Source organism: Bradyrhizobium sp. ORS 111, assembly GCF_045571485.1.
In the GTDB taxonomy this organism is placed as follows: domain Bacteria; phylum Pseudomonadota; class Alphaproteobacteria; order Rhizobiales; family Xanthobacteraceae; genus Bradyrhizobium.
Genome location: NZ_CP120701.1, coordinates 2,985,105 through 3,009,893, shown reverse-complemented (window position 1 = coordinate 3,009,893; position 24,789 = coordinate 2,985,105). Strand labels below are relative to the sequence as shown.

30 protein-coding genes are annotated in these 24,789 nt (G+C 63.7%); 13 read left to right on the top strand and 17 right to left on the bottom strand.

Annotation, left to right across the window (positions count from 1 at the left end; translation table 11 throughout):
* Positions 1-15: 15 nt before the first annotated feature.
* Positions 16-504, bottom strand: a complete 489-nt coding sequence (gene fliL / locus P6U30_RS13695; RefSeq protein ID WP_407151569.1) for a flagellar basal body-associated protein FliL — start codon at positions 502-504, stop codon at positions 16-18.
* A 381-nt stretch (positions 505-885) separates the two neighbouring features.
* Here fliL and flgF point away from each other — a divergent pair, with 381 nt between their 5' ends.
* The 7 genes from flgF (at position 886) to P6U30_RS13660 (ending at position 6,605) form a co-directional block, all read left to right on the top strand.
* Positions 886-1,650, top strand: coding sequence for a flagellar basal-body rod protein FlgF (gene flgF, locus P6U30_RS13690; protein WP_407169525.1), 765 nt, complete (start codon positions 886-888; stop codon positions 1,648-1,650).
* 14 nt (positions 1,651-1,664) lie between these two features.
* The gene (gene flgG / locus P6U30_RS13685) at positions 1,665-2,453 is read left to right on the top strand and encodes a flagellar basal-body rod protein FlgG (RefSeq protein WP_407151567.1); all 789 of its coding nucleotides are present in this window, start codon (positions 1,665-1,667) and stop codon (positions 2,451-2,453) included.
* Between the two features lie 2 nt (positions 2,454-2,455).
* Positions 2,456-3,508 carry a flagellar basal body P-ring formation chaperone FlgA gene (gene flgA, locus P6U30_RS13680; RefSeq protein ID WP_407169524.1) on the top strand — a complete coding sequence of 351 codons (1,053 nt, stop codon included), beginning with the start codon at positions 2,456-2,458 and terminating at the stop codon, positions 3,506-3,508.
* Positions 3,509-3,513: 5 nt separating this feature from the next.
* A complete protein-coding gene (flgH, locus tag P6U30_RS13675) occupies positions 3,514-4,266 on the top strand; it encodes a flagellar basal body L-ring protein FlgH (protein ID WP_407151565.1) in 753 nt (250 codons plus the stop codon).
* Positions 4,267-4,596: 330 nt separating this feature from the next.
* A complete protein-coding gene (locus P6U30_RS13670; RefSeq protein WP_407169523.1) occupies positions 4,597-5,403 on the top strand; it encodes a class I SAM-dependent methyltransferase in 807 nt (268 codons plus the stop codon).
* Between the two features lie 370 nt (positions 5,404-5,773).
* Positions 5,774-6,214 (top strand): hypothetical protein, encoded by a 441-nt coding sequence (locus tag P6U30_RS13665; RefSeq protein WP_407151564.1) that lies wholly within the window; start codon positions 5,774-5,776, stop codon positions 6,212-6,214.
* A 97-nt stretch (positions 6,215-6,311) separates the two neighbouring features.
* A complete protein-coding gene (locus P6U30_RS13660; protein ID WP_280976967.1) occupies positions 6,312-6,605 on the top strand; it encodes an antibiotic biosynthesis monooxygenase in 294 nt (97 codons plus the stop codon).
* A 161-nt stretch (positions 6,606-6,766) separates the two neighbouring features.
* On the opposite strand, the gene P6U30_RS13655 is transcribed toward P6U30_RS13660, so the two are convergent.
* The 10 genes from P6U30_RS13655 to P6U30_RS13610 form a co-directional block, all read right to left on the bottom strand.
* The gene (locus P6U30_RS13655; protein WP_407169522.1) at positions 6,767-7,162 is read right to left on the bottom strand and encodes a DUF1801 domain-containing protein; all 396 of its coding nucleotides are present in this window, start codon (positions 7,160-7,162) and stop codon (positions 6,767-6,769) included.
* 118 nt (positions 7,163-7,280) lie between these two features.
* Positions 7,281-7,517 (bottom strand): hypothetical protein, encoded by a 237-nt coding sequence (locus P6U30_RS13650; protein WP_407169521.1) that lies wholly within the window; start codon positions 7,515-7,517, stop codon positions 7,281-7,283.
* Between the two features lie 76 nt (positions 7,518-7,593).
* Positions 7,594-8,025, bottom strand: a complete 432-nt coding sequence (locus P6U30_RS13645; RefSeq protein WP_407169520.1) for an SRPBCC family protein — start codon at positions 8,023-8,025, stop codon at positions 7,594-7,596.
* Entirely contained in the window at positions 8,022-8,345 is a 324-nt protein-coding gene (locus tag P6U30_RS13640) for an ArsR/SmtB family transcription factor (protein WP_407169519.1), read from the bottom strand. The genes P6U30_RS13645 and P6U30_RS13640 overlap by 4 nt, the downstream gene beginning before the upstream one ends.
* Before the next feature lie 294 nt (positions 8,346-8,639).
* On the bottom strand, positions 8,640-9,068 hold the full coding sequence (locus P6U30_RS13635) for a DoxX family protein (RefSeq protein ID WP_407169518.1): 429 nt from the start codon (positions 9,066-9,068) through the stop codon (positions 8,640-8,642).
* A 368-nt stretch (positions 9,069-9,436) separates the two neighbouring features.
* Complete coding sequence (locus tag P6U30_RS13630; RefSeq protein ID WP_407169517.1) at positions 9,437-10,222, bottom strand: 2-keto-4-pentenoate hydratase; 786 nt, start codon at positions 10,220-10,222, stop codon at positions 9,437-9,439.
* Between the two features lie 87 nt (positions 10,223-10,309).
* Positions 10,310-11,338 (bottom strand): SDR family oxidoreductase, encoded by a 1,029-nt coding sequence (locus tag P6U30_RS13625; RefSeq protein WP_407169516.1) that lies wholly within the window; start codon positions 11,336-11,338, stop codon positions 10,310-10,312.
* A gap of 190 nt (positions 11,339-11,528) precedes the next feature.
* On the bottom strand, positions 11,529-12,335 hold the full coding sequence (locus P6U30_RS13620; protein ID WP_407169515.1) for a phytanoyl-CoA dioxygenase: 807 nt from the start codon (positions 12,333-12,335) through the stop codon (positions 11,529-11,531).
* Positions 12,336-12,593: 258 nt separating this feature from the next.
* Entirely contained in the window at positions 12,594-12,959 is a 366-nt protein-coding gene (dksA, locus tag P6U30_RS13615; protein ID WP_197082755.1) for an RNA polymerase-binding protein DksA, read from the bottom strand.
* Between the two features lie 210 nt (positions 12,960-13,169).
* A complete protein-coding gene (locus P6U30_RS13610; protein ID WP_407169514.1) occupies positions 13,170-13,781 on the bottom strand; it encodes an NAD(P)-dependent oxidoreductase in 612 nt (203 codons plus the stop codon).
* A gap of 108 nt (positions 13,782-13,889) precedes the next feature.
* Here P6U30_RS13610 and P6U30_RS13605 point away from each other — a divergent pair, with 108 nt between their 5' ends.
* Positions 13,890-14,276 carry a winged helix-turn-helix transcriptional regulator gene (locus P6U30_RS13605; RefSeq protein WP_407169513.1) on the top strand — a complete coding sequence of 129 codons (387 nt, stop codon included), beginning with the start codon at positions 13,890-13,892 and terminating at the stop codon, positions 14,274-14,276.
* Between the two features lie 38 nt (positions 14,277-14,314).
* Here P6U30_RS13605 and P6U30_RS13600 read toward each other — a convergent pair whose 3' ends face one another.
* Complete coding sequence (locus P6U30_RS13600; RefSeq protein WP_407169512.1) at positions 14,315-14,728, bottom strand: flagellar assembly protein FliX; 414 nt, start codon at positions 14,726-14,728, stop codon at positions 14,315-14,317.
* Positions 14,729-14,995: 267 nt separating this feature from the next.
* On the opposite strand from P6U30_RS13600, the gene P6U30_RS13595 reads away from it, so the two are divergent.
* The 4 genes from P6U30_RS13595 to P6U30_RS13580 all read left to right on the top strand — a co-directional run bounded on the left by P6U30_RS13595 (position 14,996) and on the right by P6U30_RS13580 (position 17,546).
* A complete protein-coding gene (locus P6U30_RS13595) occupies positions 14,996-16,120 on the top strand; it encodes a flagellar basal body P-ring protein FlgI (protein WP_407169511.1) in 1,125 nt (374 codons plus the stop codon).
* A complete protein-coding gene (gene flgJ, locus P6U30_RS13590) occupies positions 16,120-16,476 on the top strand; it encodes a flagellar assembly peptidoglycan hydrolase FlgJ (RefSeq protein ID WP_407169510.1) in 357 nt (118 codons plus the stop codon). Before P6U30_RS13595 ends, flgJ begins: the two co-directional genes overlap by 1 nt.
* Positions 16,477-16,498: 22 nt before the next feature.
* Entirely contained in the window at positions 16,499-16,996 is a 498-nt protein-coding gene (locus tag P6U30_RS13585; RefSeq protein ID WP_407169509.1) for a hypothetical protein, read from the top strand.
* Between the two features lie 163 nt (positions 16,997-17,159).
* Positions 17,160-17,546 carry a hypothetical protein gene (locus tag P6U30_RS13580; RefSeq protein WP_407169508.1) on the top strand — a complete coding sequence of 129 codons (387 nt, stop codon included), beginning with the start codon at positions 17,160-17,162 and terminating at the stop codon, positions 17,544-17,546.
* A gap of 11 nt (positions 17,547-17,557) precedes the next feature.
* Here P6U30_RS13580 and P6U30_RS13575 read toward each other — a convergent pair whose 3' ends face one another.
* From P6U30_RS13575 to P6U30_RS13565, 3 genes are all read right to left on the bottom strand, one after another.
* Positions 17,558-17,923 (bottom strand): hypothetical protein, encoded by a 366-nt coding sequence (locus tag P6U30_RS13575; RefSeq protein ID WP_407169507.1) that lies wholly within the window; start codon positions 17,921-17,923, stop codon positions 17,558-17,560.
* 26 nt (positions 17,924-17,949) lie between these two features.
* Positions 17,950-18,315, bottom strand: coding sequence for a flagellar biosynthesis regulator FlaF (gene flaF / locus P6U30_RS13570; RefSeq protein WP_407169506.1), 366 nt, complete (start codon positions 18,313-18,315; stop codon positions 17,950-17,952).
* A gap of 205 nt (positions 18,316-18,520) precedes the next feature.
* A complete protein-coding gene (locus tag P6U30_RS13565) occupies positions 18,521-20,119 on the bottom strand; it encodes a flagellin (RefSeq protein ID WP_407169505.1) in 1,599 nt (532 codons plus the stop codon).
* A gap of 369 nt (positions 20,120-20,488) precedes the next feature.
* Between P6U30_RS13565 and flbT the strand changes: the two genes are divergently transcribed.
* A complete protein-coding gene (flbT, locus tag P6U30_RS13560) occupies positions 20,489-20,920 on the top strand; it encodes a flagellar biosynthesis repressor FlbT (RefSeq protein WP_407151546.1) in 432 nt (143 codons plus the stop codon).
* 75 nt (positions 20,921-20,995) lie between these two features.
* Here flbT and P6U30_RS13555 read toward each other — a convergent pair whose 3' ends face one another.
* Positions 20,996-22,876: a flagellar protein gene (locus tag P6U30_RS13555; RefSeq protein ID WP_407169504.1), complete on the bottom strand. Its 1,881-nt coding sequence runs from the start codon at positions 22,874-22,876 to the stop codon at positions 20,996-20,998.
* A gap of 7 nt (positions 22,877-22,883) precedes the next feature.
* Positions 22,884-24,761: a flagellar hook-associated protein FlgK gene (flgK, locus tag P6U30_RS13550; protein WP_407151544.1), complete on the bottom strand. Its 1,878-nt coding sequence runs from the start codon at positions 24,759-24,761 to the stop codon at positions 22,884-22,886.
* Between the last annotated feature and the right edge of the window lie 28 nt (positions 24,762-24,789).

The following is a 24,789-nucleotide window of genomic DNA, read 5'->3' as shown; positions in this document are numbered from 1 at the left end:
TTTATATCCGCCCTGTCACTGGATCACGACTTCCTTGAACAGCACCGCGTTCACCTGGTTGGGTGCGAGCGCCAGATTGACCCGCTTGGTCAGCTCTTCCTTGAGGCGAAACAGGCCGGCGGAGCCGTTGAGGTCGCTCGGGCGCAGCTCGCGCATATAGGTCTGGAACAGGTCGGTGACGCGCGGCAGCGACGGCTTGATGGCCTCGGCCTGCTTTTCTTCCTTCACCTCGAGCACGAGCTTCAGCTTCAGATATTGCACGCGCTCGCCGGGTGCGCCGACCAGGTTGACCAGCATGTCGGGAACATCGACGAAGGATGGCGGCTTCGGCGGCGGCGCCTCGGCGTGCTGCTCGTCGCCGTGGCCGCGCATGAAGAAGAACCATCCCGCCGCGCCGGCACCGACAATGGCGAGGAAGCCGACCGCGGCAATAATCAGCTTGAGCTTGCCTTTCTTCGGAGCGGCCGCGCCATCGCCGCCTTCCGTCTTGTCGTCGTCCGCCATCGTCCGCCCGCTTCAATTGAAGGATGCGAACGCGATTGCCACCAGCCTTGGCTTAGAGACGCGATACAAATGCCGCCGGCGCACACGCGCCCCAATAATGGCGACGCTAGGGTCATAATGGTTAACGGAAGCTTAGGATTACCCCTCAACTAGGAAAAAACTGCCGGGCAAATATGGTCAACAAGACCTTTCTGCCGCCCCGCAGAGGGCTCGACCGCATATCTAACCCATTAAAACACCATCACATTTCGACTTGGCACGGCTTTCGCTGGGAGATTGGCGTAACCCGCGGGTTTGGGAGAACCCCAGGGTTAACAACGGTCCGGGGTGAAGGCTTGGGAGAGCCCCTGCATCGGATCAACTCACAGGGGAGAACCGCCGATGCAGAACACGCTTCTGATCGGATTGTCGAAGCAGATGGTGCTGGAACGGCAGATCGATGTCGTTGCCAACAACATCGCGAACATGAACACCAACGGCTACAAGGCCGACCGGTCCTTGTTCCAGGAATATCTGTCGTCGAGCGCGCACGAGGACAATTTCGCCGGCACCGACCGCCGCGTCTCCTTCGTGCAGGACCGCGCGACGTTCCACGATTTCTCGCAAGGCTCGACCGAGCAGACCAAGAACCCGCTCGACGTCGCGATTGACGGCAGCGCGTTTCTCGTGGTGCAGACGCCCGGCGGCGAGCGCTACACCCGCGACGGCAATCTACAGATCAACAATCAGGGCCAGCTCGTTACCGCCGACGGCTACCAGGTGCTGGGCGGCTCCGGCCCGATCACCTTCCAGCAGACCGACCACGACATCAGCATCGCTCCCGACGGCAACATCACCGTGGTCGAGGGCACCTCCACGCTCGACTCGGTGCGCGGCCGGCTGCGCCTGGTGTCGTTCCCGGACGCCCAGCGCCTGCTGAAGGAAGGCTCCAACCTCTACGCGCCGGGCGAAGGCGCCGTGCCGGTGGTCGATACCCAATCGGTGCTGCGCCAGGGCTTCATCGAGAAGTCCAACGTCAATTCCGTCACCGAGATGAGCCGCATGATCGAGATCACGCGGACCTACACCCAAATCGCCTCGCTGCTGCAGCAGCAGAGCGACCTGCACAAGTCGGCGATCGAAAAGCTCGCCGACGTCCCGACCTGATCGGAGGCTGATCCATGCGCGCACTCTATACCGCTGCGACCGGGATGGCCGCCCAGGAGCTCAACGTCCAGGTGATCTCCAACAACATCGCGAACCTGCAAACCACCGGCTACAAGAAGCAGCGCGCCGCGTTCCAGGACTTGATCTACGACCATGTGCGCCGGGTCGGCGCGCAGGCCTCGCAGCAGAACACCATCCTGCCTGTCGGCATCGACCTCGGCGGCGGCGTCAAGACCGTCGGCACGCCGCGGATGATGACCCAGGGCACGCTGTCGCCGACCGGCAACGATCTCGACATCGCGATCCGCGGCGAAGGCTTCTTCAAGATCCTGATGCCGGACGGCACCTTCACCTATTCCCGCGACGGCTCGTTTCAGATGGACAACCAGGGCCGCATCGTCAACGCCCAGGGCAACCCGGTGCAGCCGACGATCACGATCCCGCAGAACGCCTCCGGCATCACCATCAACACGCAGGGCCAGGTCTCGGTGACGCTGCCCGGCCAGACCGCCTCGACCACGATCGGCCAGATCGGCCTGACCCGCTTCATCAACAAGGCCGGGCTGAACCCGATCGGCGACAACCTGTTCACGGAGACCCCGGCGTCCGGCCAGCCGCAGGATGGCACCGCCAACACTGATGGCTACGGCGACATGCAGCAGGGCAACCTCGAGCAGGCCAACGTCGAAGTGGTCTCGGAAATCTCCAATCTGATCGCCGCGCAGCGCGCTTACGAGATGAACTCCAAGGTGATCTCCGCGGCTGACCAGATGATGCAGTCGACCGCCAACCTGTTCCGCTGAGGATGATGTCGATGATCGCCCGCCCGCTCCTCGTCGCCGCGCTGCTCGCCGTCACCGCGACGGCGTCAATCGCGCAAAGCCAAAGCGAAACCATCGCGGTACCGACGCTGCGCGCCAGCGTCACGGTCGCGGACGACATCGTGCGGGTCGGCGACCTCGTCGACAATGCCGGCAGCGCCGCCTCGATCGCAATCTATCGCGCACCCGATCTCGGCACCACCGGCACGCTGCCGGTGGCCCAGGTGCTGACCACGCTGCGCGCGCGCCAGATCATCGGCGTCGACACCCGCGACCTCAAGGAGGTCACCGTCACGCGGCTGGCGCGCACCATCGACACCAAGGAGATCGAGCAGCAAGTCGCGCGCGCGCTCGAGCGCCGCCACGGCCTCGGCAATGCCGCCGACATCGCCCTGACCTTCGACCGCGATCCCGGCGATGTCAGGCTCGAAGCCACCAGCACCGGGGCATTGCAGCCGATCGCCGTGCGCTACGATCCACGCAGCACGCGCTTCGACGTCAGCTTCGAGATCGGCAACGACGCGGGCAGCGCGCCGGTCAAGCTGCGCTTCACCGGCACCGCGATCGAAACCGTCGAGGCCGCCATCCTGACCCGTAGCGTCGAGCGCGGCGATGTGCTGAAGGGCTCGGATGTTGTGATCGAGCGCCGTCCGAAGGCCGAGGTCGGCAGCGATGCGGCGGTGCGCGACAGCGCGGTCGGCATGCAGGTCCGCCGCCAGCTCGGCGCCGGCCGCGCCCTGCGCGTCGCCGATCTCGCCAAGCCCGATCTCGTCACCCGGGACCAGAACGTCACGTTGGCCTACCAGAACGGCGGCCTCTACCTGACGATCCGCGGCAAGGCGATGGACAACGGCGCCGAGGGCGACGTCGTCAGCGTGATGAATTTGCAGTCCAAGCGCGTCATCTCCGGCGTCGTCACCGGCCGCGGCGAGGTCTCGATCGCGGTTGCGACCCCTCGCCCTGTGCCGGTCGCCGACACCGACGCATCAACGTCAGCTCCCGTCAAGCTCAGTTCAGTCGCTCCAAACGCCGAGTAAAGTTCATGTCCTGGTATCGTATCAACCGTCTTGTCCTGACCGGCGCCCTGCTCGCGCTCGGCACAATCGCCAGCGGTTGTTCGTCGATCGACCGGCTCTCCCAGATCGGCGAGCAGCCGAAGCTGTCGGCGATCGACAATCCGACCACGCAGCCCGGCTACAAGCCGGTGCAGATGCCGATGCCGAAGCCCGAGGTCGCCTCCTACAGCCCCAACTCGCTGTGGCGAAGCGGCTCCAGGGCCTTCTTCAAGGACCAGCGCGCCGCGCGCGTCGGCGACATCCTGACCGTCACCGTGAACTTCACCGACAAGGCTGCGATCGCCAACGAGACGCAGCGCAGCCGCACCAGCACGGAAGATTCCGGAATCACCAACTTCCTGGGCTCGCAGACCATCACGCAGGCGAACAAGATCCTGCCCGGCCGCATCCTCACCACCGATTCGACCTCCAACAGCGACGGCAAGGGTTCGGTGAACAGGCAGGAAGCCTTGCAGACCAACGTCGCCGCCGTCGTCACCCAGGTGCTGCCGAATGGCAATCTCGTGGTCGAAGGCAAGCAGGAGATCCGCGTCAATTACGAAATTCGCGAGCTGATCGTGGCCGGCATCGTCCGTCCCGAGGACATCCAGAGCGACAACACCATCGATTCCTCGAAGATCGCGCAGGCCCGCATCGCCTATGGCGGCCGCGGCCAGATCACCGACGTGCAACAGCCGCGCTACGGCCAACAGGTGATGGACGTCCTGCTACCGTTCTAACCTTTTACGAGCTCCCACATCACGTCGCGAACCTAGGCGCGGCGCGGTGTACCGACGCGGCCCTCGCTAGCTCCCCTGGCGAGGGCCGCGGCTTATGAGCAGCGAAAACAAAAAATCTGAGCGATCAGAGACTTGTGCAGATATCGAGCCCGTAGGTTCGTGCCAGTTTCTGGCAAGATGAAGCAGGAACAAGCTTGATCGGTGACACGCCATCGGAAGTCTTGCCGTTTGGACGATTGCTCGATCAAGGATTGCAGTGGTAAGTAAACACAGAATGGCGCGATTTCAGAGCAGCGTCGCCAAATCCCCATACCCGCTAGCAGGTTGTGAATGAGTTACGTTGAAACGTTCGGCGTTCAGTGGAACCTCCATAGCAAGGTTCAACTCGATAGCTTCACCGGAGTCCCCCTCTCCTACAACAGACTGAAGGCTGCCACGCATTGGCCCGACGATTTGACTGGAGATGTCATCGTTGAGGCCGGCAGCGGAGCCGGACGCTTTACTGAGCACCTCGCCAGGACCAAAGCTACTATCCTGACCTTCGATATGTCAGATGCGATCAACGCCAACATCAAGAACAACGGCCACAACAACAACGTCTGTTTCTTCAGCGGAGACATCAACGATCTACCTATCCCGCCGGGAACAATCGACAAGGTGCTGTGCCTCGGCGTCTTGCAGCATACGCCCGACCCGAAGCAGTCGTTCATGAGCTTGGCCAAATTGCTCCGACCAGGCGGCCTAATCGCAATTGATGTCTATCCTTTGTGGATCACAGCCCTGATGCACTGGAAGTACGTTCTACGGCCGATTACCAAGCGCATGGACAAGGATCTGCTCTATCGCATCATCGCGAAGTACACGCCACCCCTCGTCCCCGTTTCCATCTTTCTGCGCCGCATCGCTGGCCGAGCTGGAATGCGACTGCTTCCGATTGTTCAGTACGACTATTTCGGCATCTCCCCCGAGATCAATCGGGAGTGGGCCGTGCTCGACACGTTCGACATGTATTCTCCCACATACGACAACCCACAGACCATGAGAACCGTTCGCAAATGGTTCGAAGAGGCTGGCATGGAAAACGTCACCGTCGAGCGCGGGAACAACGGCATCGTCGCGAGAGGTCAGAAGAAGTAGTTAGTTCGGCTTAGCCGTGAACTCAACTTCGATAGCTACCAGAACGTCGCGGCCGAGGTTGTTTGCTATCTGAGCATTCGTGTCCGAGACACGGACAACGCGGAGGTTGGCACTGGAAAGTTTGCAGTGCCTGACCTTTGGTCAGGGCACCACGCTTGAGGAACCTGGCGCATCCAGCCTCGAACCCACTGGCCACATCACTCGTCGCGTCCTGCACACTTCCCCTGGCGAGGGCCGCGGCTTTTCCTGCATTGCGAACAAGTTGCACGGCTGCCTTCTTGGTTGGTTAACCCTCCCGGCAGAGCGCAGTGGCGATTCGCGCGATTGCAAAGTAGCTAGACGACCACGCAGGGGTTGCAGTTCAACGGCCATGCTCAGAGACGGTCAATATGCGGCGTGGTTCCGGACGCCGCGCGGCGAAGGCACCGGAATAGTCCATCTCTCAAACGGCAGGATCAGCGGCGGCGACGCCGTGTTCGTCTATGGCGGCTCCTATCAGCTCGATAACGACCATTTCACCGCAACGTTGACGACGCGCAGATATGCCGACGGCCCGACCACCGTGTTCGGTTGCGACGAGGTCGAGGCGCAGCTCACAGGCTGCTTCAACGGCAACCGCGCGGTCTGCTCCGGCACGGCGAGGCAGGCGCCCGGCGTCGTGTTCGAAGCCACGCTATTCCTGCAGCAGCAGGAGCAACCTCCCGCGCCTGGCCCGAAACCCACACTGTCGCAGACGGATGTGGCAAGACTGCCGAAACTGCCGTCCGACCGCCGCGCGGCAAACCCGTTCGCAAGCAAGCGCTTCGGCTGATCCCCGCCCCGATGCCGATGGCGTCTCCGCCCGGGCCGGCGTACGATCGCGCATGCGCGAAGCGCAGCCCGATCGATGCAGCCGGAAGGAGGACTCCATGTATGCCGCCATCCGTCAGGCCAAGGCGAAGGCCGGCACCGCCGAAGAACTCGCGCGCCGGATCAAGGAAGGCGCGATCCCGATCATCAGCGACGTCGAAGGCTTCATGGCCTATTACGTGGTCTATGCCGGCGACGACACGGTCACCGCGATCAGCGTCTTCAACAACCACGCCGGCGCCGAGGAGGCCAACCGTCGCGCGCTAGCCTGGATCGACGACAATCTCGGTCCGCTGCTGGTCGGCCAAGCCAGCGCGGTCGCAGGTCCGGTGATCGTCCATACGATGGCCTAGGCGTCGGCGACGGCAGCACCGCGGGCCTGGTCGTCTTCACAGACTTGAATCCGCTGTGGATGCTGGCCGGCGCTTCTCTCGCAGGCCTCGCCGGCGCACACGCCGGCTGGACCATTTAAGGATGCGCGGCTTGTCGAGCCAAGATGACGAGCGCGGGAGCGTCAGGCCTTCTTGCTCTTCTTCACCGGCTTCTTCGCCTTCGCCTGGTTGAACGCGATTGCGGCGCGGATCAAATTCTTCAACGCGCGGTCATTGATCTTGTCGCCCTCGAGCCAATCGATCGCGCGCCGCGCGTTGCCTTCGAGCCCGGCGTTGAAGAGCTTGTCGGGATCGGGAAGGCTCGCGCCGTACATGAAGGTCAGCTTCACCTTGCCCTTATGGGCGTTGGCGACCGCGATGATGCCGTCACGATACCACACCGGGCTTCCCATCCACTTCCATTCCTCCGTGATCTCCGGGTCGGCGGCGAGGATGGCCTTGCGCATGCTGGCAAACGTCTTGCCGCGCCAGTCCGTGAGCTCCGCGATCATCCGGTCGATACGTTCCGATGGGGTCATTAATGCCTCGTGGTGTGGTCCCGCGTCATGAAACCACGACCGTGATAGCGGGTTCGAGGCAAAAGTCGAGAGCGGCGACATATCTGGTGTGACCTTCGCCGCCCTCGATGTCGTGCGGCTATTCGGTGCGCACCGCTCCACTCACGGCATATCCGCTGCGCCACCTCGCGGCATAGGGCAGCGCGAACATGTAGAGGCCGGTGAACAACAGCAAGATGAGCGGGAACAGCGCCAGCAAGCCGATCCAGAGCGCTTGCTGCTGTTGGATTATGGCGACGATGTTGACGATGACGGCCAAGGTAAAGGCGATCGACAGCCAGCGATGAAACTGCCGGATCCAGTTATTCCAGTTCAATGTGACCTCCTGCTGAGACGAATTGATGGGGATCGGTGAGCCGCCACGCGGCGGCCCACCCTGCGCGCGGCGAACGTCAGTCTCCCCGCGCCAGCAGCTCGTCGAGCTTGCCAAGGAACTGCTTCCATCCGGCGTGAGCGCCGCCAAAGGCCTGCTTGTGATGCGGCTGGAAGCCGGCCTGCTCGACGCGCAGGTGAGTACCGCCGGCGGTGGGCGTGAGCGTGAAGGTCACTACGCTCTCCAGATTGTAAGCGGGATCCTCATGCGCAAAATTCCAGGTGTAGGCCAACGTCCGGTTCGGCTCGACGGTCAGCACCTTGCAATCCAGCACTCCGCCCCACTCGCCGCACAGATTGAAGCTATGTCCGACGACGGGCTTGAAGTCGTTCTTCATCAGCCACTCCTCGATCAGATGCGGTTGCGTCAACGCGCGCCAGAGCTTTTCCGGCGGATAAGGAAACTCACGTTCGACGATCGCGGAGCGCGTTTCGGTCGCTTGCATGGTCATTGGTCCATCCTTTTGAGCAGATCTTCGAGGTGGTCGAACCGGTTCTGCCAGAAGCCGGCCATCTGGCTGGTCCAGTCGATCAGCGGAGCCAGCGCACCAAGTTGCGCGCTGTAGTGGGTCTGCCGGCCTTCGTGGCGATCCCGCACCAGCCCGGCCTGCTTCAGCACACCGAGATGCTTCGAGACGGCCGGTTGCGAGATGCCGGCATGCAAGGTCAGGGCTCCGACCGTCTGCTCTCCGTTGCGGCACAGCCGCTCGAAAATGGCCCGCCTTGTTGGATCGGCGAGTGTCCTGAACAGCACGTCGTGAGCTTTAGACATCAATCCATAACCCGCTGGCTATGGATAAATCTATAACTATGCAGCTATGGATTAGTCAACCCGAAAATGTGGGCAGTGCGACTTATAAGCCTTTCCAGCCTGCATCGTCCGCGAAACAGGCCTAGCAATAACCCGAAGGTTATCGCCTCCTCGCCTGGTGCGTTGATTTGCCCGCTCGCGTACCGATCGCCATAGAATTCGGCGATCCCCGCCGCGCCAATCCGCTACCTGGCGGAGCTAACGACAGGTCGACATCGGGCGCATCGGCACGGACGACTGAGACTCGTGCGAAATTCAAGCAGGAGCTTTTTGCAATCGACGCTCCCAAGGCAGTGCCGGCACCTTCACCGCAAAAGCCCCATCACCGAGAAGCGCCTGGACGACCAACATCACCGCCCAAACAAGGGGCATTTCCCATCCGCCCTCGACAAACCAAAAATTCTTGCGGACCATCCAGAAGTGCGTCGCCCCCAGCATCATCGGCAACGTGTATAAGCTGACCCAGCGAGTATAGACGCCGAGCAGCAACAGCACCGCCGACGCGAACTCCGCGCTCAACGTGTAAGTCAACACCCATTCCGGATAGCCGGCCTTCAACAGGCCGTTCCACCAAAGGCTGATCGGCCTCAAGATGAATTTCCCGTAGAGCGCGGCCAGGAAGAGGCCGGCAATCGTGATCCGCAAAACGAAAGCAGCGTAAGGCGCGGTCCGTTGGTCAATCATCGGAATGCTCCCAGATGGAACGGAAGCGCTTCATCCAAGCCGCCGGGTGCCCAAGGCGATATGTTCAAACTGACGTCCAGCGACGACTGCCAATCGGCGCAACCGCTAATACGATTAAGAACAATGCTTCATTGAAGGGGCAGCCTCGAACCTAGTCTATCCGTAGAATTCCCGGTGCTCTTCCCGCATACTCGGCCTCTAAACCGGCGGATGTCACTATTCCTCCGAGCGAGGTGCGCCAGGGCGCTATCAGAATAGTAAGGTGGCGAAGGCGCGCAGCGCCGTGCCCGCCATTCCAGGCGGTTCCTGCTTTCGCAGGGACGACAGCGCGTATGTGGAGCCATCTCCTGATACGGAGATGCGCTGCTTCACGTGAACGTCGCTTCCACCTTGCCGAGCCCATCGAGCTCCATCACGACGCTGTCGCCGGCCTTCAGCCAGACCGTCTTGACCAGGCTGCCGGTCAGCACGATCTGGCCTGCGTGCAGGCCCTTGCCTTCGGCGGCAAGATGATTGGCGAGCCAGGCCAGCGCGTTGTGGGGATGGCCGAGCACATCGGCGCCGGACCCGCGTCCCGCCACTTCGCCGTTGACGATCGCGCGTCCGGTGACGCGCAGCAGATCGAGCCCCGAGATGCGCGGCACCGCCTCCCCGAGCACGCAGCCAGCGGCGAAGAAATCGTCGGCGATCAGCGTTGGCGCGCCGAGCGTCTCCCACTTCACATAGCGGTCGTCGACGATCTCGATCGCCGGACAATAGGCCTCGATCGCCTCGGCCACCCATTCGGCGGTGAACGGCGCTTCGCTCGCTGCGAGATTGCGCGCCAGCCTCACCGCGATCTCGCACTCGACGCCGACATGGACATAATCGGTCATCTGCAATTGCACGCCGCTGTCATGCACGACCTTCTCGAACACGCCGCCGCCGCAGGGGTGCGAGATGTTGAGATAGTCCTGCATCACCGCGCTGGTGCAGCCGATCTTGTAGCCGACAAGGCTGCCGGCTTGTCCACGCAACAGATCGTGCACCGCCCGCTGCACGCGATAGCCTTCGGCTTCGTCGCGCGGCACGATGTCTTTCGGCAACGCCTTCAGTGGCGCGCGGCTGCGGCGGGCGGTAGCGATCGTTTTTGCGGCCGCGAGGATCCTGTCCATCGGCGCAGCCTCCCTGAGGTTCTGTCTGCTCGTGGCAATTCAGCACTCAGCGAGAGGTATGGCAAGCGCGCCGGGCCGTGCGCACTGTCACGTCCTGACCAGGCCGAGCCTGATCAGGCTTTCGGCAGTCGCAACGATCATGTCCTCGTTGCCACGCGGGCGCCAGCCGAGCAGGTCTTGCGCCTTCGCACTGGTCGCCTGTCTGACCTTGCCGAGCAGCGGCAGGGCTGCGCGGGCCAGCGGATTGCGCCGCGCCGCAAGCCGCATCAGCCAGTCCGGCGCCTGGAACCGCGGCACCCGCCGCGCCCGGCTGCCGAGCTTTTGGCGCAGCACGCGGGCAATCTGCAGCACCGACATGGTCTCGCCGGCGACCGCAAGGAAGCGCTCGCCCCTGGCCTTGGGCGAAGTCATGGCACGCAGATGCAGGTCAGCGACGTCGCGCACGTCGACCAGACCGAAATAGATCCGCGGCACTGCCGGCATCGCGCCGTCGAGCAGCGCCTTGACGATGCCGATCGAGCTGGAGAAGTCGGGGCCGAGCACCGGCCCGAACACAGCGGTCGGATTGACGACGGCGAGCTCGAGGCCGCCGCCCTCGCGGGCGATGAAATCCCAGGCCGCGCGCTCGGCCAGCGTCTTGGATTTCGGATAGGCCTGCACGTCGTCGCCGTCGAGATTGGTCCAGACCGTCTCGTCGAATGGCGCCGATCGCGGCGGGTGACCGTAACCGATCGCGGCAAACGACGACGTCACGACGGCACGCTTGACACCGGCGTCGCGCGCCGCGCGCAGCACCCGCAGCGTCCCTTCGCGCGCCGGAACGATCAATTCGTTCTCGTCATCGGGCACATGGGTCAACAGCGGCGAGGCCACGTGCATCACGTACTCGCAACCGGCCACAGCCTGCTGCCAGCCGTCGTCGCGCAGCAGATCGGCGGTGACGAAGCCGACCCTGTCGGGCGCGGACGCACCGCCGGCTCGCAACATCGCGAGCACATCCTTGGAGCGATCCGGATTGCGCACCGTGGTCCGCACCTCGTGCCCGGCGGCAAGAAGCTGCAGCATGACATACGTGCCGATGAACCCCGATCCGCCCGTGACCAACACCGTGCTCATGTCTCTGCCCTTTCGCAGGATTCGGCGGCGGCGCGGCATCGTACCACCGGCAACAGTGAGGATATCACGACGAGTCATGTCGGGGAGAGAGCCCCCGCCTGGATCACATCTCGCGATGTGATCCAGTCTCCCCGCAAGCGGGAGAGGCCGACGTCGTTTTGCGGAATGACCGCTTCAACACCATCCTGCCTCACCCCATCCCGAGCGCACGCCGGATCGCGATCTCGACCGGCGAATAGGCGCCATCGTCGCGCTCGAGCCGGTACGGCTCGCCTGCGCCCAGCGACGGCTGGGCCATGAAGCGCGGCGTTCGCCCCCGATGCTTCTGCGCCGCATGCACGAGGAACGGATGGCACAGATAGACCGTGCCCGCCTCGCCCGTCGCCAGCGCGACCTCGCAATCGGCGCCGACCTTGTCGAGCTTCATGCGCGCACGTCCGGCTGCGCCCGCTGGCGCCAGATAGCGGGCCATCGGGAGGTGCGAGCCGACCCTGATCCGCGTCGGCGCATCGTCCTCACTGACATCGGAGAACAGGAACAGCATCAACAGAGCCCGGCCGCGCGAGACAATGTTGACCCGCCAGGCGGAGAAGTCGTGCCGTTCATTCGGATCGCAATCGTCGCCGGGAAAGCTGACATCGACATGCCAGCCGGTGTCGCCGGGATCATCCGGATGCGGGAAGCGCACCGGGAACGTTCCGATGTTGTCGCGCGGACTCCAGCGGCCGGGACCTGCGATCTGGTCGAAGGCCCGATGCAGCACCAGCGTATTGATCGCCTGCCGAAACGGCTCGCCGCCATATCCGGGAAGCCGGATCACCGGCTGGGTCCAGGTCGACGGATCATGCGCGCTGCAAGGCAGGTCATGCCACATGATGGCTTGACCCTGCTCCGCAAGTTCCCGCGGGAAGGCATTGTCAATCCTGACAAAACCTTGGTCGATGAATTGCGCGATTTGCGCGTCGCCAAGCGCCCGCGCGTCGTCCCGATCGTTCATGATTGTCTCTCAATTTGTCGCCAGCCATCGACGCGCCGCGATGCGCGGAATGCGGACGGCTCATTCGGTTCGCTGGAGTCCCGCCAGGCAAGGCCTGCGGGGTTGATCAACGCTTCGCGGTGGAAGCGAACTCGCTCGCGGGAGCGCGATCAGCGGGCCAGGAAGAAGGCCGAAGCGATGTTGAGAGTGCGTGTCATCATGGCGGCGCGAACCTACAACCGGTGCGCGCCGGAAGCAATGCGTGGCGATCCGCCGCCACTACTCGTCGCGATAGACCTTCTCGCGCTTCTCGTGGCGTTCCTGCGCCTCCACCGACAGCGTTGCGATCGGGCGGGCTTCGAGCCGCTTCAACGAGATCGGCTCGCCGGTCTCTTCGCAATAGCCGTAGGTGTTGTCTTCGATGCGCTGGAGCGCCGCGTCGATCTTGGAGATCAGCTTGCGCTGACGGTCGCGGGCGCGGAGCTCGATCGCACGGTCGGTTTCCGAGGACGCGCGGTCGGCCAGGTCGGGATGATTGACGTTCTCTTCCTGGAGCGTTTGCAGCGTGATCTTCGATTCGCGGAGGATCTCGTCCTTCCAGGCCAGCAGCTTGGCGCGGAAATATTCGCGCTGCCGCTCATTCATGAAAGGCTCTTTTTCAGTCGGCCGGTAGTTCTTCAGCTTTTCCAAAGGCAGCCATGTCCCTGTCAGGCGGAGGGAACAGCTCCCCTCCGCGCGGCGCCTTATATAGCCACGACATGTGACAGACAATATCTGCCACCGCCAAACCGGGGCCGCCCCCAAGGCCTTGCACAGGCAACCTTATCCGGCCCCCGCGCGGCGGACCCTGCGCCCTCAATAACCGACCGTGAAACGGCTCCTGACGTGCGCGGGGCGCTCGATCTCGTCCGCGAGTGCAACTGCGAAATCCTCGAAGGAGATCCAGCTTTTCCCATCGGCGGCGGTCAAAAGCTGGTCGGTCCCGAGGCGGAACTTGCCGGTCCGCTCGCCGTCCACGAACAGCGCCGAGGGCGACAGGAAGGTCCAGTTGAGTTCCCTCTCCTGCCGCAGCAGGTCGAGGAATTCGGCGCCTTTTTGCGCCTCGGCCTTGTACTGGGCCGGGAAGTTCGGGGTCGTCACCAGCCGGACGCCGGGCGCCACTTCGAGGCTGCCAGCCCCACCGACCACCAGATAGCGGCCGACCCCGGATTGCTTGGCCGCCCCGATCAGCTTGACCGGATCGCTCGCTAGGAAGTGCACCGAGCTGATCGCGGCGTCGTGGCCGGCCCACAGCGCGGCCAGCCCGGCCTGGTCATGGACGTCGCCCTTCTTGGCGGTGACGTTGGGCAGCGCGGCGATCTTCTCGGGATTGCGGGCCATAGCTGTGACGGTGTGGCCGCGGCGGGAGAGTTCCGCGGTGATGCGCGAGCCGGCCCGGCCGGATGCGCCGGCGATGGCGATCTTCATCAGAGGTCTCCAATTATTATGTGGTTTCCGATGGTGACTAGATAGCCAGATGAATGTAGGTGTGAAGAGCGCACTTACGCGTCACCTGATTACGCTGGAGTAACCGCGATGAAAGCCGCCAGCCTGAAACCGGATGCTTATTCCGCCAATTGCCCGACCCGCCAGATCCTCGACCGGGTCGGCGACAAATGGGCGGTGCTGATCCTGCTGCTGCTGCGCGACGAACCGATGCGGTTCAACCAGCTCCGCCGCGCGATTGAAGGCATTTCGCAGAAGATGCTGTCGCAGGTGCTGAAGAGCCTCGAGCGCGACGGGCTGCTGCGCCGCCATGCAATCGCAACCGTTCCGGTCACGGTGGAGTATTCGATCACGCCGCTCGGGCTGACGCTGGCCGGTGCAGTCGATCCGCTGCGCGACTGGGCCGAGCAGAATTTGAAGGAGGTGCTGGCGGCGCAGCGCCGCTACGACGCGCAGCGCAAGGCGCTCGCAGCCTGAGCGGCGGCGGCGCGAGACAGGTTGGATGGCGGAGGGATCTAGTGCTGGCCGGCCTTGGCGAGCTCGACCTCGACGCGTAGCTCGATCTCGCCCAGCACGGCGTCGAGGCCGGGATCGCCGGAGGATTCCTTCAGGCTCGCCGCCGCACTGCGCAGCCGGCTCATGGTCGAGGCATCGAAGTTGCCGGAGAGCAGCCCGAGCTTGAGGTCGTCGAGCACATCGAGCGCGCCCTTACCACGAGCGACCGAGCGCTTGCGGCGTTCGGTCGGGTCTTCCACGCCTTGCAACGCCAGCAGCGCATCGAGACTGGCCGCGGCCTTCGGCGCAGCGGTGGAGCGGACCTCCTCCGGAACCGAGGCAGCGTCCGGCAGCGCGAAGCCGCTCGACGAGGTACGGCGCGTCGAGCTGGTGGACGTGCCAAGCGTGGTGCCGTTCGGTCCATAGATGCGCATCGTGATGATCCCGCGGGCCTGAATGGGCCGAGCATCACCGCCTTATGGTTAACGGCGCGTAAACAGGCCCGGCAATTTCTGCCGCCGCACGGCAGTTTCGCTCGGGTTGCCAAATCCGGCGACGACATCGGGGGTCGACCATTTCACCAAATATATCAATGGATTGCGTGAACAAGACATCATGGCACGGAGCTCGCATGGTTAATGGCGGATCGCCGTCATGGGAGTGTCGCGTGGTCTAGTAGTAAGTTTGTGGGGAGCACCGGGATGCCTGGCATCCGCAACGTAAAACTATTGGGGTTGGCCTGCGCCGCGTTGCTGGCGCTGGCGGGCTCGGTGATGCCTGCCGCCGCGACGTCGCGGATCAAGGACCTCGCCAACATCGAAGGCGTGCGTCAGAACCAGTTGATCGGCTACGGCCTCGTGGTCGGCCTCAACGGCACCGGCGACACCCTCAACAACATCCCCTTCACGAAGCAGTCGCTGCAGGCGATGCTCGAACGCATGGGCGTCAACATCCGCGGCGCCACCATCCGCACCGGCAACGTCGCGGCCGTGATGGTGACCGGCAACCTGCCGGCCTTCGGCACCCAGGGCACGCGCATGGACGTCACCGTCTCCGCGCTCGGCGACGCCAAGGATCTGCGCGGCGGCACCCTGCTCGTCACCCCCCTGCTCGGCGCTGACGGCAATGTCTACGCGGTGGCGCAGGGCACGCTGGCGATCTCCGGCTTCCAGGCCGAGGGCGAGGCTGCCAAGGTGGTGCGTGGCGTGCCGACGGTCGGCCGCATCGCCAACGGCGCGATCATCGAGCGCGAGATCGAGTTCGCGTTGAACCGGCTTCCCAATGTGCGCCTCGCGTTACGCAACGCCGACTTCACCACCGCCAAGCGGATCGCCGCCGCGGTCAACGATTATCTCGGCGTCAAGACCGCCGAACCGCTCGATCCCTCCACGGTGCAGCTCTCGATCCCGCCGGAGTTCAAGGGCAACGTCGTCGCCTTCCTGACCGAGATCGAGCAATTGCAGGTCGAACCGGATCTCGCCGCCAAGATCGTGATCGACGAACGCTCCGGCATCATCGTGATGGGCCGCGATGTCCGCGTCGCCACCGTCGCGGTCGCGCAAGGCAACCTCACAGTCACGATCTCGGAAAGTCCGCAGGTCAGCCAGCCCAATCCGCTGTCGCGCGGACGAACCGTGGTGACGCCGCGCAGCAATGTCCAGGTCACCGAGGACGGCAAGAAGTTCGCGGTGGTGAAGAACGGGGTGTCACTGCAGCAGCTCGTCGACGGCCTCAACGGCCTCGGCATCGGACCGCGCGACCTGATCAGCATCCTGCAGGCGATCAAGGCCGCCGGCGCGATCGAAGCCGACATCGAGGTGATGTGATGGGCAACCTGATCAACAGCGCAACCGGCAGCAAGCCGGCGCAGGCGACGATGCCACTGTACAAGGGGCGTCCCGATCCGGTGCTCCAGGAGGCGCTGACCAAGGTGTCGCCACAGGCACAGGCCAAAGCGAAAGCCACCGCGACCGATTTCGAATCGATGTTCCTGAGCTCGATGTTCTCGCAGATGACAGCAGGCCTGAAGGGCGATGGCCCGTTCGGCGACACGGTCGGCACCGGCGTGTGGCGATCGATGCTGACCGATCAATACGCCAAGAACTTCGCCAAGTCGGGCGGCGTCGGCATTTCCAGCGAAGTGTACCGCTCGCTGATCCTGCAGCAAGCCAATCACAGCTAACTCGGCCTCAAGGAGAAGCGCGATGAATCAGCGTCCACAGCAGCGGCCAACGACCACTCCCGCCGCACGGCCCGCAACGACGACGCCGCCCGATGTCGCGAGGCTAGCCGAGGAACTGACCAGTGTGATGAGCGAGCTGCTTGTCGTCGTCGAGCAGGAAACCGAGCTGGTACGTGCCGGCAAGGTGCGAGAGGGCATGCGGCTCGAAGCGCAGAAGTCGGAACTGTCGCGGCGTTACATGATGGCAGTCGAGCATCTGAAATCCATGCAGAAGATGCTGTCGCAGACCGAGCCCGAGCTGCTGGCGACGTTGCGGCGACATCACGAGACGTTCCGCGCCATGCTACAGGTCAACCTGACCGTGCTTGCGACGGCGCACGCCGTGTCCGAAGGCATCGTGCGCGGGGTCAACGCCGAAGTGCAGCGGCGCAATATCCCCAACACCTATACCGCGGCCGGACGGCGCGCAGTGCCCGGGCCGCGCAACATGACGCCGATCGCCGTCAGCCGTTCGCTGTGATCCGCGGCCTCGCTAGAGTTTTATTCAATTCGATACACGCGGCTCAGCGCCGCGTTCAGCCTGTTCTCTAACAGCCTATTGAGAGGTTCCTCATAGAGTTGCGGATCGTGAGGGGTTGGGATTTGACTCGAGCAAACTAGTGCCTGCGCACTAAGAGGCTGCCATGAGTGCGGATTTCAACATCAAGCCGGTGGGTGCACCGGTTGCGGCGCCGATCGTGTCTCCCGCGAGCGAGACGGCGCAGAAGGCCGTTGCAACCGAATTGCCGCCGAGCCAGAGCGTGACCGCTCCGGAGCCGACCATACGCGTCACGATCGATCCGAATGCCGCCAATGCGCGCGGCTCGAGCCAGACAGCCACGTTCACGAACCAGGTCATCATCGACCGCGATGCCGCCGCCGTGGTCTATCAGGTGGTCGACAATCGCACCAACCTGGTGGTGAGACAGTATCCGGAAGAAGCGGTGCTGCGCCGCCGCGCCTATTTCCACACCCTCGATCTCAGCAAGGACGCGCCGACCCGCGCGCGCTCAACCGATCGTCAGGTCTAAGCAGGCAACGCTCAGGTCGCCTGCGTGGCGTAGGCCTGGTCGAGATAGGTTGATCCGGTCGCCGGGTCGGTCACCACGTTCTTGATCAGCGCGGTGCCCGACTGCACCAGCGTGAATTTGGTGTCGCCGATCCGAAATCCGCCGTCCTTGATCAGCACGTCCTGATATTTGCTGGTGCCGTCGCTCTGATAGTGAACCTTGGCGCGGAAGCCCGAGATGTTCGAGATCGTGATGTTGAACGACTTGTTGTTGGCGTACTTCCCGCTCCAGCTACCCTGATAGAGCTTCGGATCAACTGCGACATAGGGCGTGTTCGACGGAACAGTCAGCCCGACCGCCTTGTAGTTGGCCGACAGGATGCTCATCAAATCGGCCATGCCGAAACTCCGCCGGAGACCGCCGATCAGCCGCGGCCGGACAGGCCGGCGGCGAGATTGCAGTTGATGTCGATCAGCGACTTCAGCTTCGCCGGATCGGGATTCATCTGCATCTCGACGGTCTGCTTCATCACGAACACGCCGATGTTGGCGATGTTCTGCCGGATCTCAAGCGGTTGCGGATTGTCGTTGCCCTCCGCCGCGCTCATGAAGATCGACCAAAGACGGCGGTTGAACAGCAGCGCCTGCTCCATTTCCTTGCCGGGTCCGGTCCAGTTGGTCTGCACTTCCTGCAACTGCCGAGCGGCCTTCAATAGCGCCTGCGCTTCGATTTCACGTGGGGACGCAGTCGTGACGGACGTGCGCGCGTAGGCCTGGGCTGCATTCGACATTCAATGACCTCGATGGATGCGGATTTCTTGGGCCGCAGAGAGAGCAAAAGATTGCTCATTTTCTATGCCGGAAACGCCTTTAAATATGGTTAGCAGCCGTTACCAAATGCGCCTTTCTCGCGGCACGGCGAGACTCCGAAATGCCCACGAACAAAAAGAAACGGCGGGGCTTTCCCCGCCGTTTCAGAATAGTCTGCGGCTGCGCTTAGCGGAGCAACTGGAGCACGCTCTGCTGGCTCTGGTTGGCGAGCGCCAGCGCGGACACCGCGATCGACTGGCGGGTCGACAGCGCCTGGCTGTTGGCCGCTTCCTCGTTGGTGTCGGCGAGCGTCAGGTTGGACGAGCCGGTCTGCAGCACGTTGATCAGGTTCTTGGAGAAGTCCTGGCGGATCTGCACGATCGACAGATTCGAGCCGAGGGTCGAGGCCTGGGTCCGCAGCAGCCCGCTCGCGGTGTTGAGCGTCTTCAGCGTGGCGTTGGCCGAGGCGTTGTCCAGGAAGTCGGTTCCCTCGGTCAGCTTGGTGAGGTTGAGACCGGCGGCGTTGAAGGTCACGCCCTGGATCTTCAGCGTCGAGGACCCGGTCTCGTTGAAGGTCAGCTTGAGCTGATCGCCGTTGAGCAGGTTGATGCCGTTGTACGAGGCGTCCTGGGCCGTCGTGGTGATCTGATCCAGGATGTTGTTGTACTGGTCGACCAGGTTGGCGCGGTTGGCGAGCGCGGTCGGATCCTGCACCGGGGCGCTGCCGGCGAGGCCGTCGAACAGCTTGCCGGCGCCGGCCGCGGTGCCGCCGATCGTGCCGAGGGTCGCCGAGGCGGCGTCGTTGGTGGTGCTGATGGTGAGCGCCCCGGTCGAGGAGAGCGAGGCCTGCAGGTTGTTGGCGGCAAGCTGGGTGTTGAGGTCGTTGAGCGACTTCACCTGGCCGGCGCCGGTGCCGAAGGTGATGTTGGTGGCGGTGCCGTTGCCGGTCGCGCCGATCGTCAGCGTCAGGCCGCCGAGCGCGGTGGCCCCGGTGCGCGCGGTGGTGCCGGCGGTGAGGCCGAACGCGGTCAGCGCGGTGCCGGTGCCGGAGATCACCAGGTCCTGGGTGGTGCCGGTGCTGATCTGCAGCTTGCCGCCCGACACCGAGGAGGCGGTGGTCGCCCCCGTGATGCCGTCGATCGCGGTGAGCAGGTCGCCGACGGTCAGCGTGCTGCCTGCGCCGGTGCCGAGGGTGACATTGCCCGACGCATCGGTGGTCGAGGTGGTCTGCCCGGTCGAGAACGTGATCGTCTTGCCGTTGACGGTGAGGACGCCGGTCGGCGTCGCCGCCAGGGTGTCGGAGGTGGCCGCGGTGACGAGCTTGGTGGCCGCCGTGATCGGCGCGGGCGTGCCGAGGTTGTTGTTGACGACGGTGCCGGTGAGCTGGGCGTTGCTGTAGGTCGTGGTGCCGAGCAGGTTGTCGGCCGTTGCGCCGCTGATCGCGGCGGTCGTCACCGACGACTTCTGGGAATAGCCGACGGCGGCCTGCAGCGCCTGGTTGGCGACCGACTTGGCGCTGTCGACCAGCTTCTGCAGCGAGGTGATGCCGGTGTTGGCGGCCTGCAGCACCTGCACGCCGTTGCTGATGCCGTCGAGCAGGTTGTTGATGTCGCTGGCGCGGTTGTCGAGCGACTGCGCGGTGAAGAAGTTGGTCGGATTGTCGAGCGCAGAGTTGACCTTCTTGCCGGTGGCAAGGCGGTTCTGCGTGGTGGCGAGCAGATCGGCGGTCGACTGGAGGGAGAGAAGGTTCTGACGAACCGAGGCGGAGAGAACAAGATCGGACATTTTCATACCTTTCTGGTGTGAGACCGAGGGAAGAAACCGCGCCGATCTTTTCTGATCGGGCGGCTGGCCGATCGTGCGGAACAAGCCGCGAAAGAAAAACAAATCTCCGTGGCGGCATTTGAGCTAAATGAAAGAGAATAGAATGAGCGCCGATGAATGAACTTCATCGGGAAGGCTACTGAGACGATAGAGATTTTTCGCGGCAGGCCGAGCCGGCCGCCGCCCGCGTTCACCAAGCGTTAACCATCATGGGAAAGGATCGCCGTCGCATCGGCCCCAAGCCGCGACAGCGGCTGCTAAGCAGTGCCGAACTCAACTTCGATCCGCAGCAACGACGTCCCGCGCGACTGCCGACAGAGGAGAACGGACATGGCCCTGAAGGTGGAACTGAAGCCGAACGAGCGCATCATCGTCGGCAATTGCGTGATCACCAATACCGACCAGCGCGCCCGTCTCCTGATCGACGGCGACCGCATCCCGATCCTGCGCGAGAAGGACATTCTGACGCCCGAGACCGCGGATACGCCGGCGAAGCTGATCTACCTCGCAGTGCAACTGATGTATCTGTCGCCGGATCCGATGGCACACCACCCGACCTATTTCAGCCTGGTGCGCGACATCATCACGGCGACGCCGAGTGCCTGGCCGTTCATCGAGAGCATCAACAATTTCATTCTCAACGGTGACCTCTATCACGCACTGAAGGAATCCAAGAAGCTGATCGCGCACGAAGAGAAGCTGCTCGAAAGCGTGCGAAATCTGCAGGCCGCCGTCCAGGACGACACTCGCAAAAGCGCCTGAGCCTCTCCCCCCGATCCGACGACAAAAGGCCTCCGCGAGGAGGCCTTTTTCATGATTGCAATTGCGGCCGCGCGATCAACCGATCGGCAGATACTTCAGCAGTGTCGTCTGGTACAGCATCGACGTGGTCTGATACGACGCCTGCAGACTGGTTTGCAGCGCCAGGATCTTGGTCGCGACCTCGTCCTGGTTCACGCCCTCGATCGAGTCGAGCATGGTCTGCGCCATTCCCTTGAGCTGGGTCTGGCGGTCCGTCGCCGCCTTCGTAGCCGACTGCGCTCCGGCGAACTCGGCCTGAACGTCCTGGATCTGCTGCTGGCCGTTCTGCGGAGCGAGGTTTGCGGTCACGCGTTGCGCGAGCGCCGTCACCTGCGCGCTTGCATTCGGATTGCTGGCGTTGGTCGTGACCGCCGCATACACCGCGACGTTCTGCAACAAGTAGCGGAACGCCTGCTCGTTGGCGCGCGCACCGTATTGCACCGTGATCGATTGGTCGACTTGCGCGACCGCGGTGCCGCGCGCAGAATCCGTCCCGCTCTCGCCGGTGTACCAGTACACCGTATTTGCAGGGGTTCCCGCCACCAGGCCGGTCGCGGTGTCGAAGGGCGGGCCGCCGACCCGCAACGGCGCCGGGGCCGCGGTCGTGTTGTTTGCGATGCCGAGTGCGCCGAGCGCCGCCGGATTGGAGCCCGAAATCGACAAGTTCGCGCCATCGGCGCCGTGCAACGTGATCGCACCGTTGCTGATGGTCGACGGGTTCTTGGTGCCGGTGACCTGGTCGATCTTCGCCATCAGCGTCTGGACGCTGTCGGTGATGTTGACCTGATTGCCGGTCGCGCCCGAGGCCACGAAGGTGATCGGAGTGCCGTTCACCGTGATGGTGTCGCCGGCCGCGAAGCTGGTGGCGAGCGAATCCGTGCCCGCCGCGCCCGACAGGGTCGTTGCCCCCGTGATCGGCGCAGCCGGCGTAGCCTGGTTGTTCACCGCGCTACCAGACACCGTTGCCACCGGATTGAAGAAATTGTTCGACGCAGCGATCGCCGACGCCGCGACCAGCGACGTGTCGCTCAACGTCTTGATCGATGACGTCAACGTCGACTGCAGGTTCGCCGTCGTTGCCGCGGTATCGGCGCCGATCAGGAACGAGCCTGCCGGCGGCGGGTTCGTCTTGGTCGCGGTCAGCTCGATCGCTTCGGTCGTGCCGTCAGGCAGCGTGAAGTTGAACTTGATCGTGTCGCCTTCGTTGGGATTGACCGCACCGAGATCGACCGACGCTGCCCGCGGCGTGCCGGTCGGCTGCGTCACGGTGGCGCCGGTCAGCGACGACTGCACCGACAGCAGCTTCAGCCCGAACGCCGAGCCGTCCTCAGCGAGGTTGGTCACGGTCGTGGTCGCCGGCGGCGACGACACGCTCAGGCGGCCCATGTTGTTGGTCCCCTGGTCGGCCTGCCTGCGCTCGTTGATGAGCTGTGTGAGGCCGGCCTGCGTCGCGGTGCCGTTCAGCATGGTGTCGGCAGGCACGGTAGCCGGCGTATCCATGGCCCGGCCGGAAAACAAATAGCGATCGCCGGACTGGCTGTTCAGCATCGCGACCGCATTGGAAAAGGCGGCCTGCGCCGTGATCTGGCCCGAGGTCTGGCCCTTATCGTTGAGGGTCAGCGTCGCCGTCGTCGATGCGCTCTTCACCTGAGCGCCGATGTCGCTCAATCCCTGCAAGGCGAGATTGGCGACGCCGAGGCGTGTGTTAAGGTTGGACGCGGTGTCGGAAAATGCGTTGATACTGCTGATCTGCGCCCGCAGGCTCAGCGCAAAGCCACGGTCCGGCCCTTGCCCCGCATAGGTCGTCGAGACCCTGCCCGTCGCGAGCTGCGTCGTCAGATCGTTGAGCTGACTCCGCAAGTTGAGGATGGTGGACCCGATATAGGAGGTCCTGCCGCTAACGCCGTCGATCGACATTGAACCCTCACATCGCCTGCATCAGCGTGTCGTACATCTGCTTGATGGACGACATCACGCGCGCGTTGGCGGAATAGGCATTTTGCAACGCCAGCAGATGCGCCATCTCATCATCGATGTTGACGCCCGACGTCGCATTCATCTTGCTTTGCAACGTATTGAGCACGACGTCCTGCCCGTCCGCGAGCTGCTTGGCGGCCGTCGCCGCCTCGCCCTGTTGGCTGATGAACTGCCTCGCGAAGCTTAGCAGCGTGCCGGACAGCGGCGCACTGTTGGTGCCGAGGCCGGTCTGCGGCGAATAGCTGTAGGACGCAGTCGACAATTGCGACAGCAGCAGGTTGGCGCGCGTGGTGTCGCCGGCCGCGGTCGGCGGATTGGTCGAGAACACGACGGTGCGCGAAGGATCCCCGACGAGAGAGCTGTTGACGCTGATGCGGGCGGCAAGACCGGTCATCTGCGAGCCGTTCGCGGTGATCGCGCCTGTATAGGGCGCGCCATTGTCGGTGAACATTGGTAGCTGCGGATCGCCCGATGTGAGCGAGGTCACCGTCGTGGTAACGGACGCGGCCGTCACGTCGGTTCGGTTGGCGGCGCCGTCGTCGAGCACGCGCAGCGTCGATCCGGACGGATTGGAAAACTGCAGCCCCGTGGTCGCGCCAAGTGCCCCGTTGAGCTGCGACAGCACCGAGCTCATGCCGCCGGAGAAATCGATCCCGAGCACCTCGTCGTTCGGATCGACGGTGGCGGTGTTGCTCAAGGGCAGCACGCTCGGATCATCGACACGGACGATCGACAGGTTGTGCGTGGCGCCGGTGGTGTTGTCCTTGTAGCTGATGTGGATGACGTTGCCGCTCTGCAGCCCCGAGAGATCGAGGTCGTAGCCGGACTGCGCTCCCGCCGACGCCGCGGTGCCCGCGGTCGTCTTGTCCGACAATGCGCTCGCCATCGACGCAGCGAACTGGTCGATCTGCGTCTGTGCCTTCACCAGGGTGTTGTCGCGCAATTCGAGATAGGCGGCGATCTTGCCGGAGCGGATCGAGTTGGTGGACACCAGATCATAGCTGCCGCCATGCGGGAACGTGATGCTGATGGTGCCGACATTGCTCTTGGTCGGATCGGAATTGTACAGCGCGTTGGGCGTCATCGTGCCCTGCGCGTTGAAGCTGAGCTGCGCCGCCTCAGTGCCGACAAGCTGCACGCCGGAATTGGTGAACACGGTCACCTGGTTCTGGCTGTTGGTGACGGTGCGGATGTCCATCAACTGCGAGAGCTGGGTGATGTACTGGTCGCGCTGATCGAGCAGTGCCGCGGTCGACGCGTCGGTCTGGCCGCCGGCCTGGAGCTGGACGTTGATACGGGCGATCTGGGTCAGCGCGTTGTTGGCCGTATTGACGGAGTCATTGATGCCGGCCTCGGCGTTGGCGCGTAGCGTCTGGATCCCTTGCGAGGTCGCATTGAGCTGCTGCGCCATGGCCTGCGCTGCATTGACGACGCCGATCCGCGCCGACTGCGAATCCGGGCTGGTCGAAAGGCCCTGGATCGCGGTCAGGAGCTTGTTGAAGGTATCCTCGATCGTGCCGGTGGAATCGGGGTTGCCATACACGCTCTGCAGATTGGCGAGGTAGGTCGAGCGGATGTCGGCATAGGACGCTCCCGACGTCTCGGTGCGAAGCTGGGTCTGCAGAAACTCGTCGAGCTGACGGTTGACGCCGCTGATGAGGACGCTCGATCCGTAATCGCCGGTGGTACCGGCGACCTGGTTCAGCGTCTTCTTGGTGTAGCCGGGCGTCTCCGAATTGGCGACGTTGGACGACACCAGCGACAGCGAGGCCTGCGTGGCGCGCAGGCCCGACATCGCGGTGGAGAGGGCTTGGCTCAAACCCATGATCTGTTACTCGCCTTTACTCATGCCG

Coding starts and splice junctions, on each gene's coding strand:
- fliL (WP_407151569.1), bottom strand. CDS start 504: ATGGCGGACGACGACAAGACGGAAGGCGGCGATGGCGCGGCCGCTCCG.
- flgF (WP_407169525.1), top strand. CDS start 886: ATGCAGAACACGCTTCTGATCGGATTGTCGAAGCAGATGGTGCTGGAA.
- flgG (WP_407151567.1), top strand. CDS start 1,665: ATGCGCGCACTCTATACCGCTGCGACCGGGATGGCCGCCCAGGAGCTC.
- flgA (WP_407169524.1), top strand. CDS start 2,456: ATGATGTCGATGATCGCCCGCCCGCTCCTCGTCGCCGCGCTGCTCGCC.
- flgH (WP_407151565.1), top strand. CDS start 3,514: ATGTCCTGGTATCGTATCAACCGTCTTGTCCTGACCGGCGCCCTGCTC.
- P6U30_RS13670 (WP_407169523.1), top strand. CDS start 4,597: ATGAGTTACGTTGAAACGTTCGGCGTTCAGTGGAACCTCCATAGCAAG.
- P6U30_RS13665 (WP_407151564.1), top strand. CDS start 5,774: ATGCTCAGAGACGGTCAATATGCGGCGTGGTTCCGGACGCCGCGCGGC.
- P6U30_RS13660 (WP_280976967.1), top strand. CDS start 6,312: ATGTATGCCGCCATCCGTCAGGCCAAGGCGAAGGCCGGCACCGCCGAA.
- P6U30_RS13655 (WP_407169522.1), bottom strand. CDS start 7,162: ATGACCCCATCGGAACGTATCGACCGGATGATCGCGGAGCTCACGGAC.
- P6U30_RS13645 (WP_407169520.1), bottom strand. CDS start 8,025: ATGACCATGCAAGCGACCGAAACGCGCTCCGCGATCGTCGAACGTGAG.
- P6U30_RS13640 (WP_407169519.1), bottom strand. CDS start 8,345: ATGTCTAAAGCTCACGACGTGCTGTTCAGGACACTCGCCGATCCAACA.
- P6U30_RS13635 (WP_407169518.1), bottom strand. CDS start 9,068: ATGATTGACCAACGGACCGCGCCTTACGCTGCTTTCGTTTTGCGGATC.
- P6U30_RS13630 (WP_407169517.1), bottom strand. CDS start 10,222: ATGGACAGGATCCTCGCGGCCGCAAAAACGATCGCTACCGCCCGCCGC.
- P6U30_RS13625 (WP_407169516.1), bottom strand. CDS start 11,338: ATGAGCACGGTGTTGGTCACGGGCGGATCGGGGTTCATCGGCACGTAT.
- P6U30_RS13620 (WP_407169515.1), bottom strand. CDS start 12,335: ATGAACGATCGGGACGACGCGCGGGCGCTTGGCGACGCGCAAATCGCG.
- dksA (WP_197082755.1), bottom strand. CDS start 12,959: ATGAATGAGCGGCAGCGCGAATATTTCCGCGCCAAGCTGCTGGCCTGG.
- P6U30_RS13610 (WP_407169514.1), bottom strand. CDS start 13,781: ATGAAGATCGCCATCGCCGGCGCATCCGGCCGGGCCGGCTCGCGCATC.
- P6U30_RS13605 (WP_407169513.1), top strand. CDS start 13,890: ATGAAAGCCGCCAGCCTGAAACCGGATGCTTATTCCGCCAATTGCCCG.
- P6U30_RS13600 (WP_407169512.1), bottom strand. CDS start 14,728: ATGCGCATCTATGGACCGAACGGCACCACGCTTGGCACGTCCACCAGC.
- P6U30_RS13595 (WP_407169511.1), top strand. CDS start 14,996: ATGCCTGGCATCCGCAACGTAAAACTATTGGGGTTGGCCTGCGCCGCG.
- flgJ (WP_407169510.1), top strand. CDS start 16,120: ATGGGCAACCTGATCAACAGCGCAACCGGCAGCAAGCCGGCGCAGGCG.
- P6U30_RS13585 (WP_407169509.1), top strand. CDS start 16,499: ATGAATCAGCGTCCACAGCAGCGGCCAACGACCACTCCCGCCGCACGG.
- P6U30_RS13580 (WP_407169508.1), top strand. CDS start 17,160: ATGAGTGCGGATTTCAACATCAAGCCGGTGGGTGCACCGGTTGCGGCG.
- P6U30_RS13575 (WP_407169507.1), bottom strand. CDS start 17,923: ATGGCCGATTTGATGAGCATCCTGTCGGCCAACTACAAGGCGGTCGGG.
- flaF (WP_407169506.1), bottom strand. CDS start 18,315: ATGTCGAATGCAGCCCAGGCCTACGCGCGCACGTCCGTCACGACTGCG.
- P6U30_RS13565 (WP_407169505.1), bottom strand. CDS start 20,119: ATGTCCGATCTTGTTCTCTCCGCCTCGGTTCGTCAGAACCTTCTCTCC.
- flbT (WP_407151546.1), top strand. CDS start 20,489: ATGGCCCTGAAGGTGGAACTGAAGCCGAACGAGCGCATCATCGTCGGC.
- P6U30_RS13555 (WP_407169504.1), bottom strand. CDS start 22,876: ATGTCGATCGACGGCGTTAGCGGCAGGACCTCCTATATCGGGTCCACC.
- flgK (WP_407151544.1), bottom strand. CDS start 24,761: ATGGGTTTGAGCCAAGCCCTCTCCACCGCGATGTCGGGCCTGCGCGCC.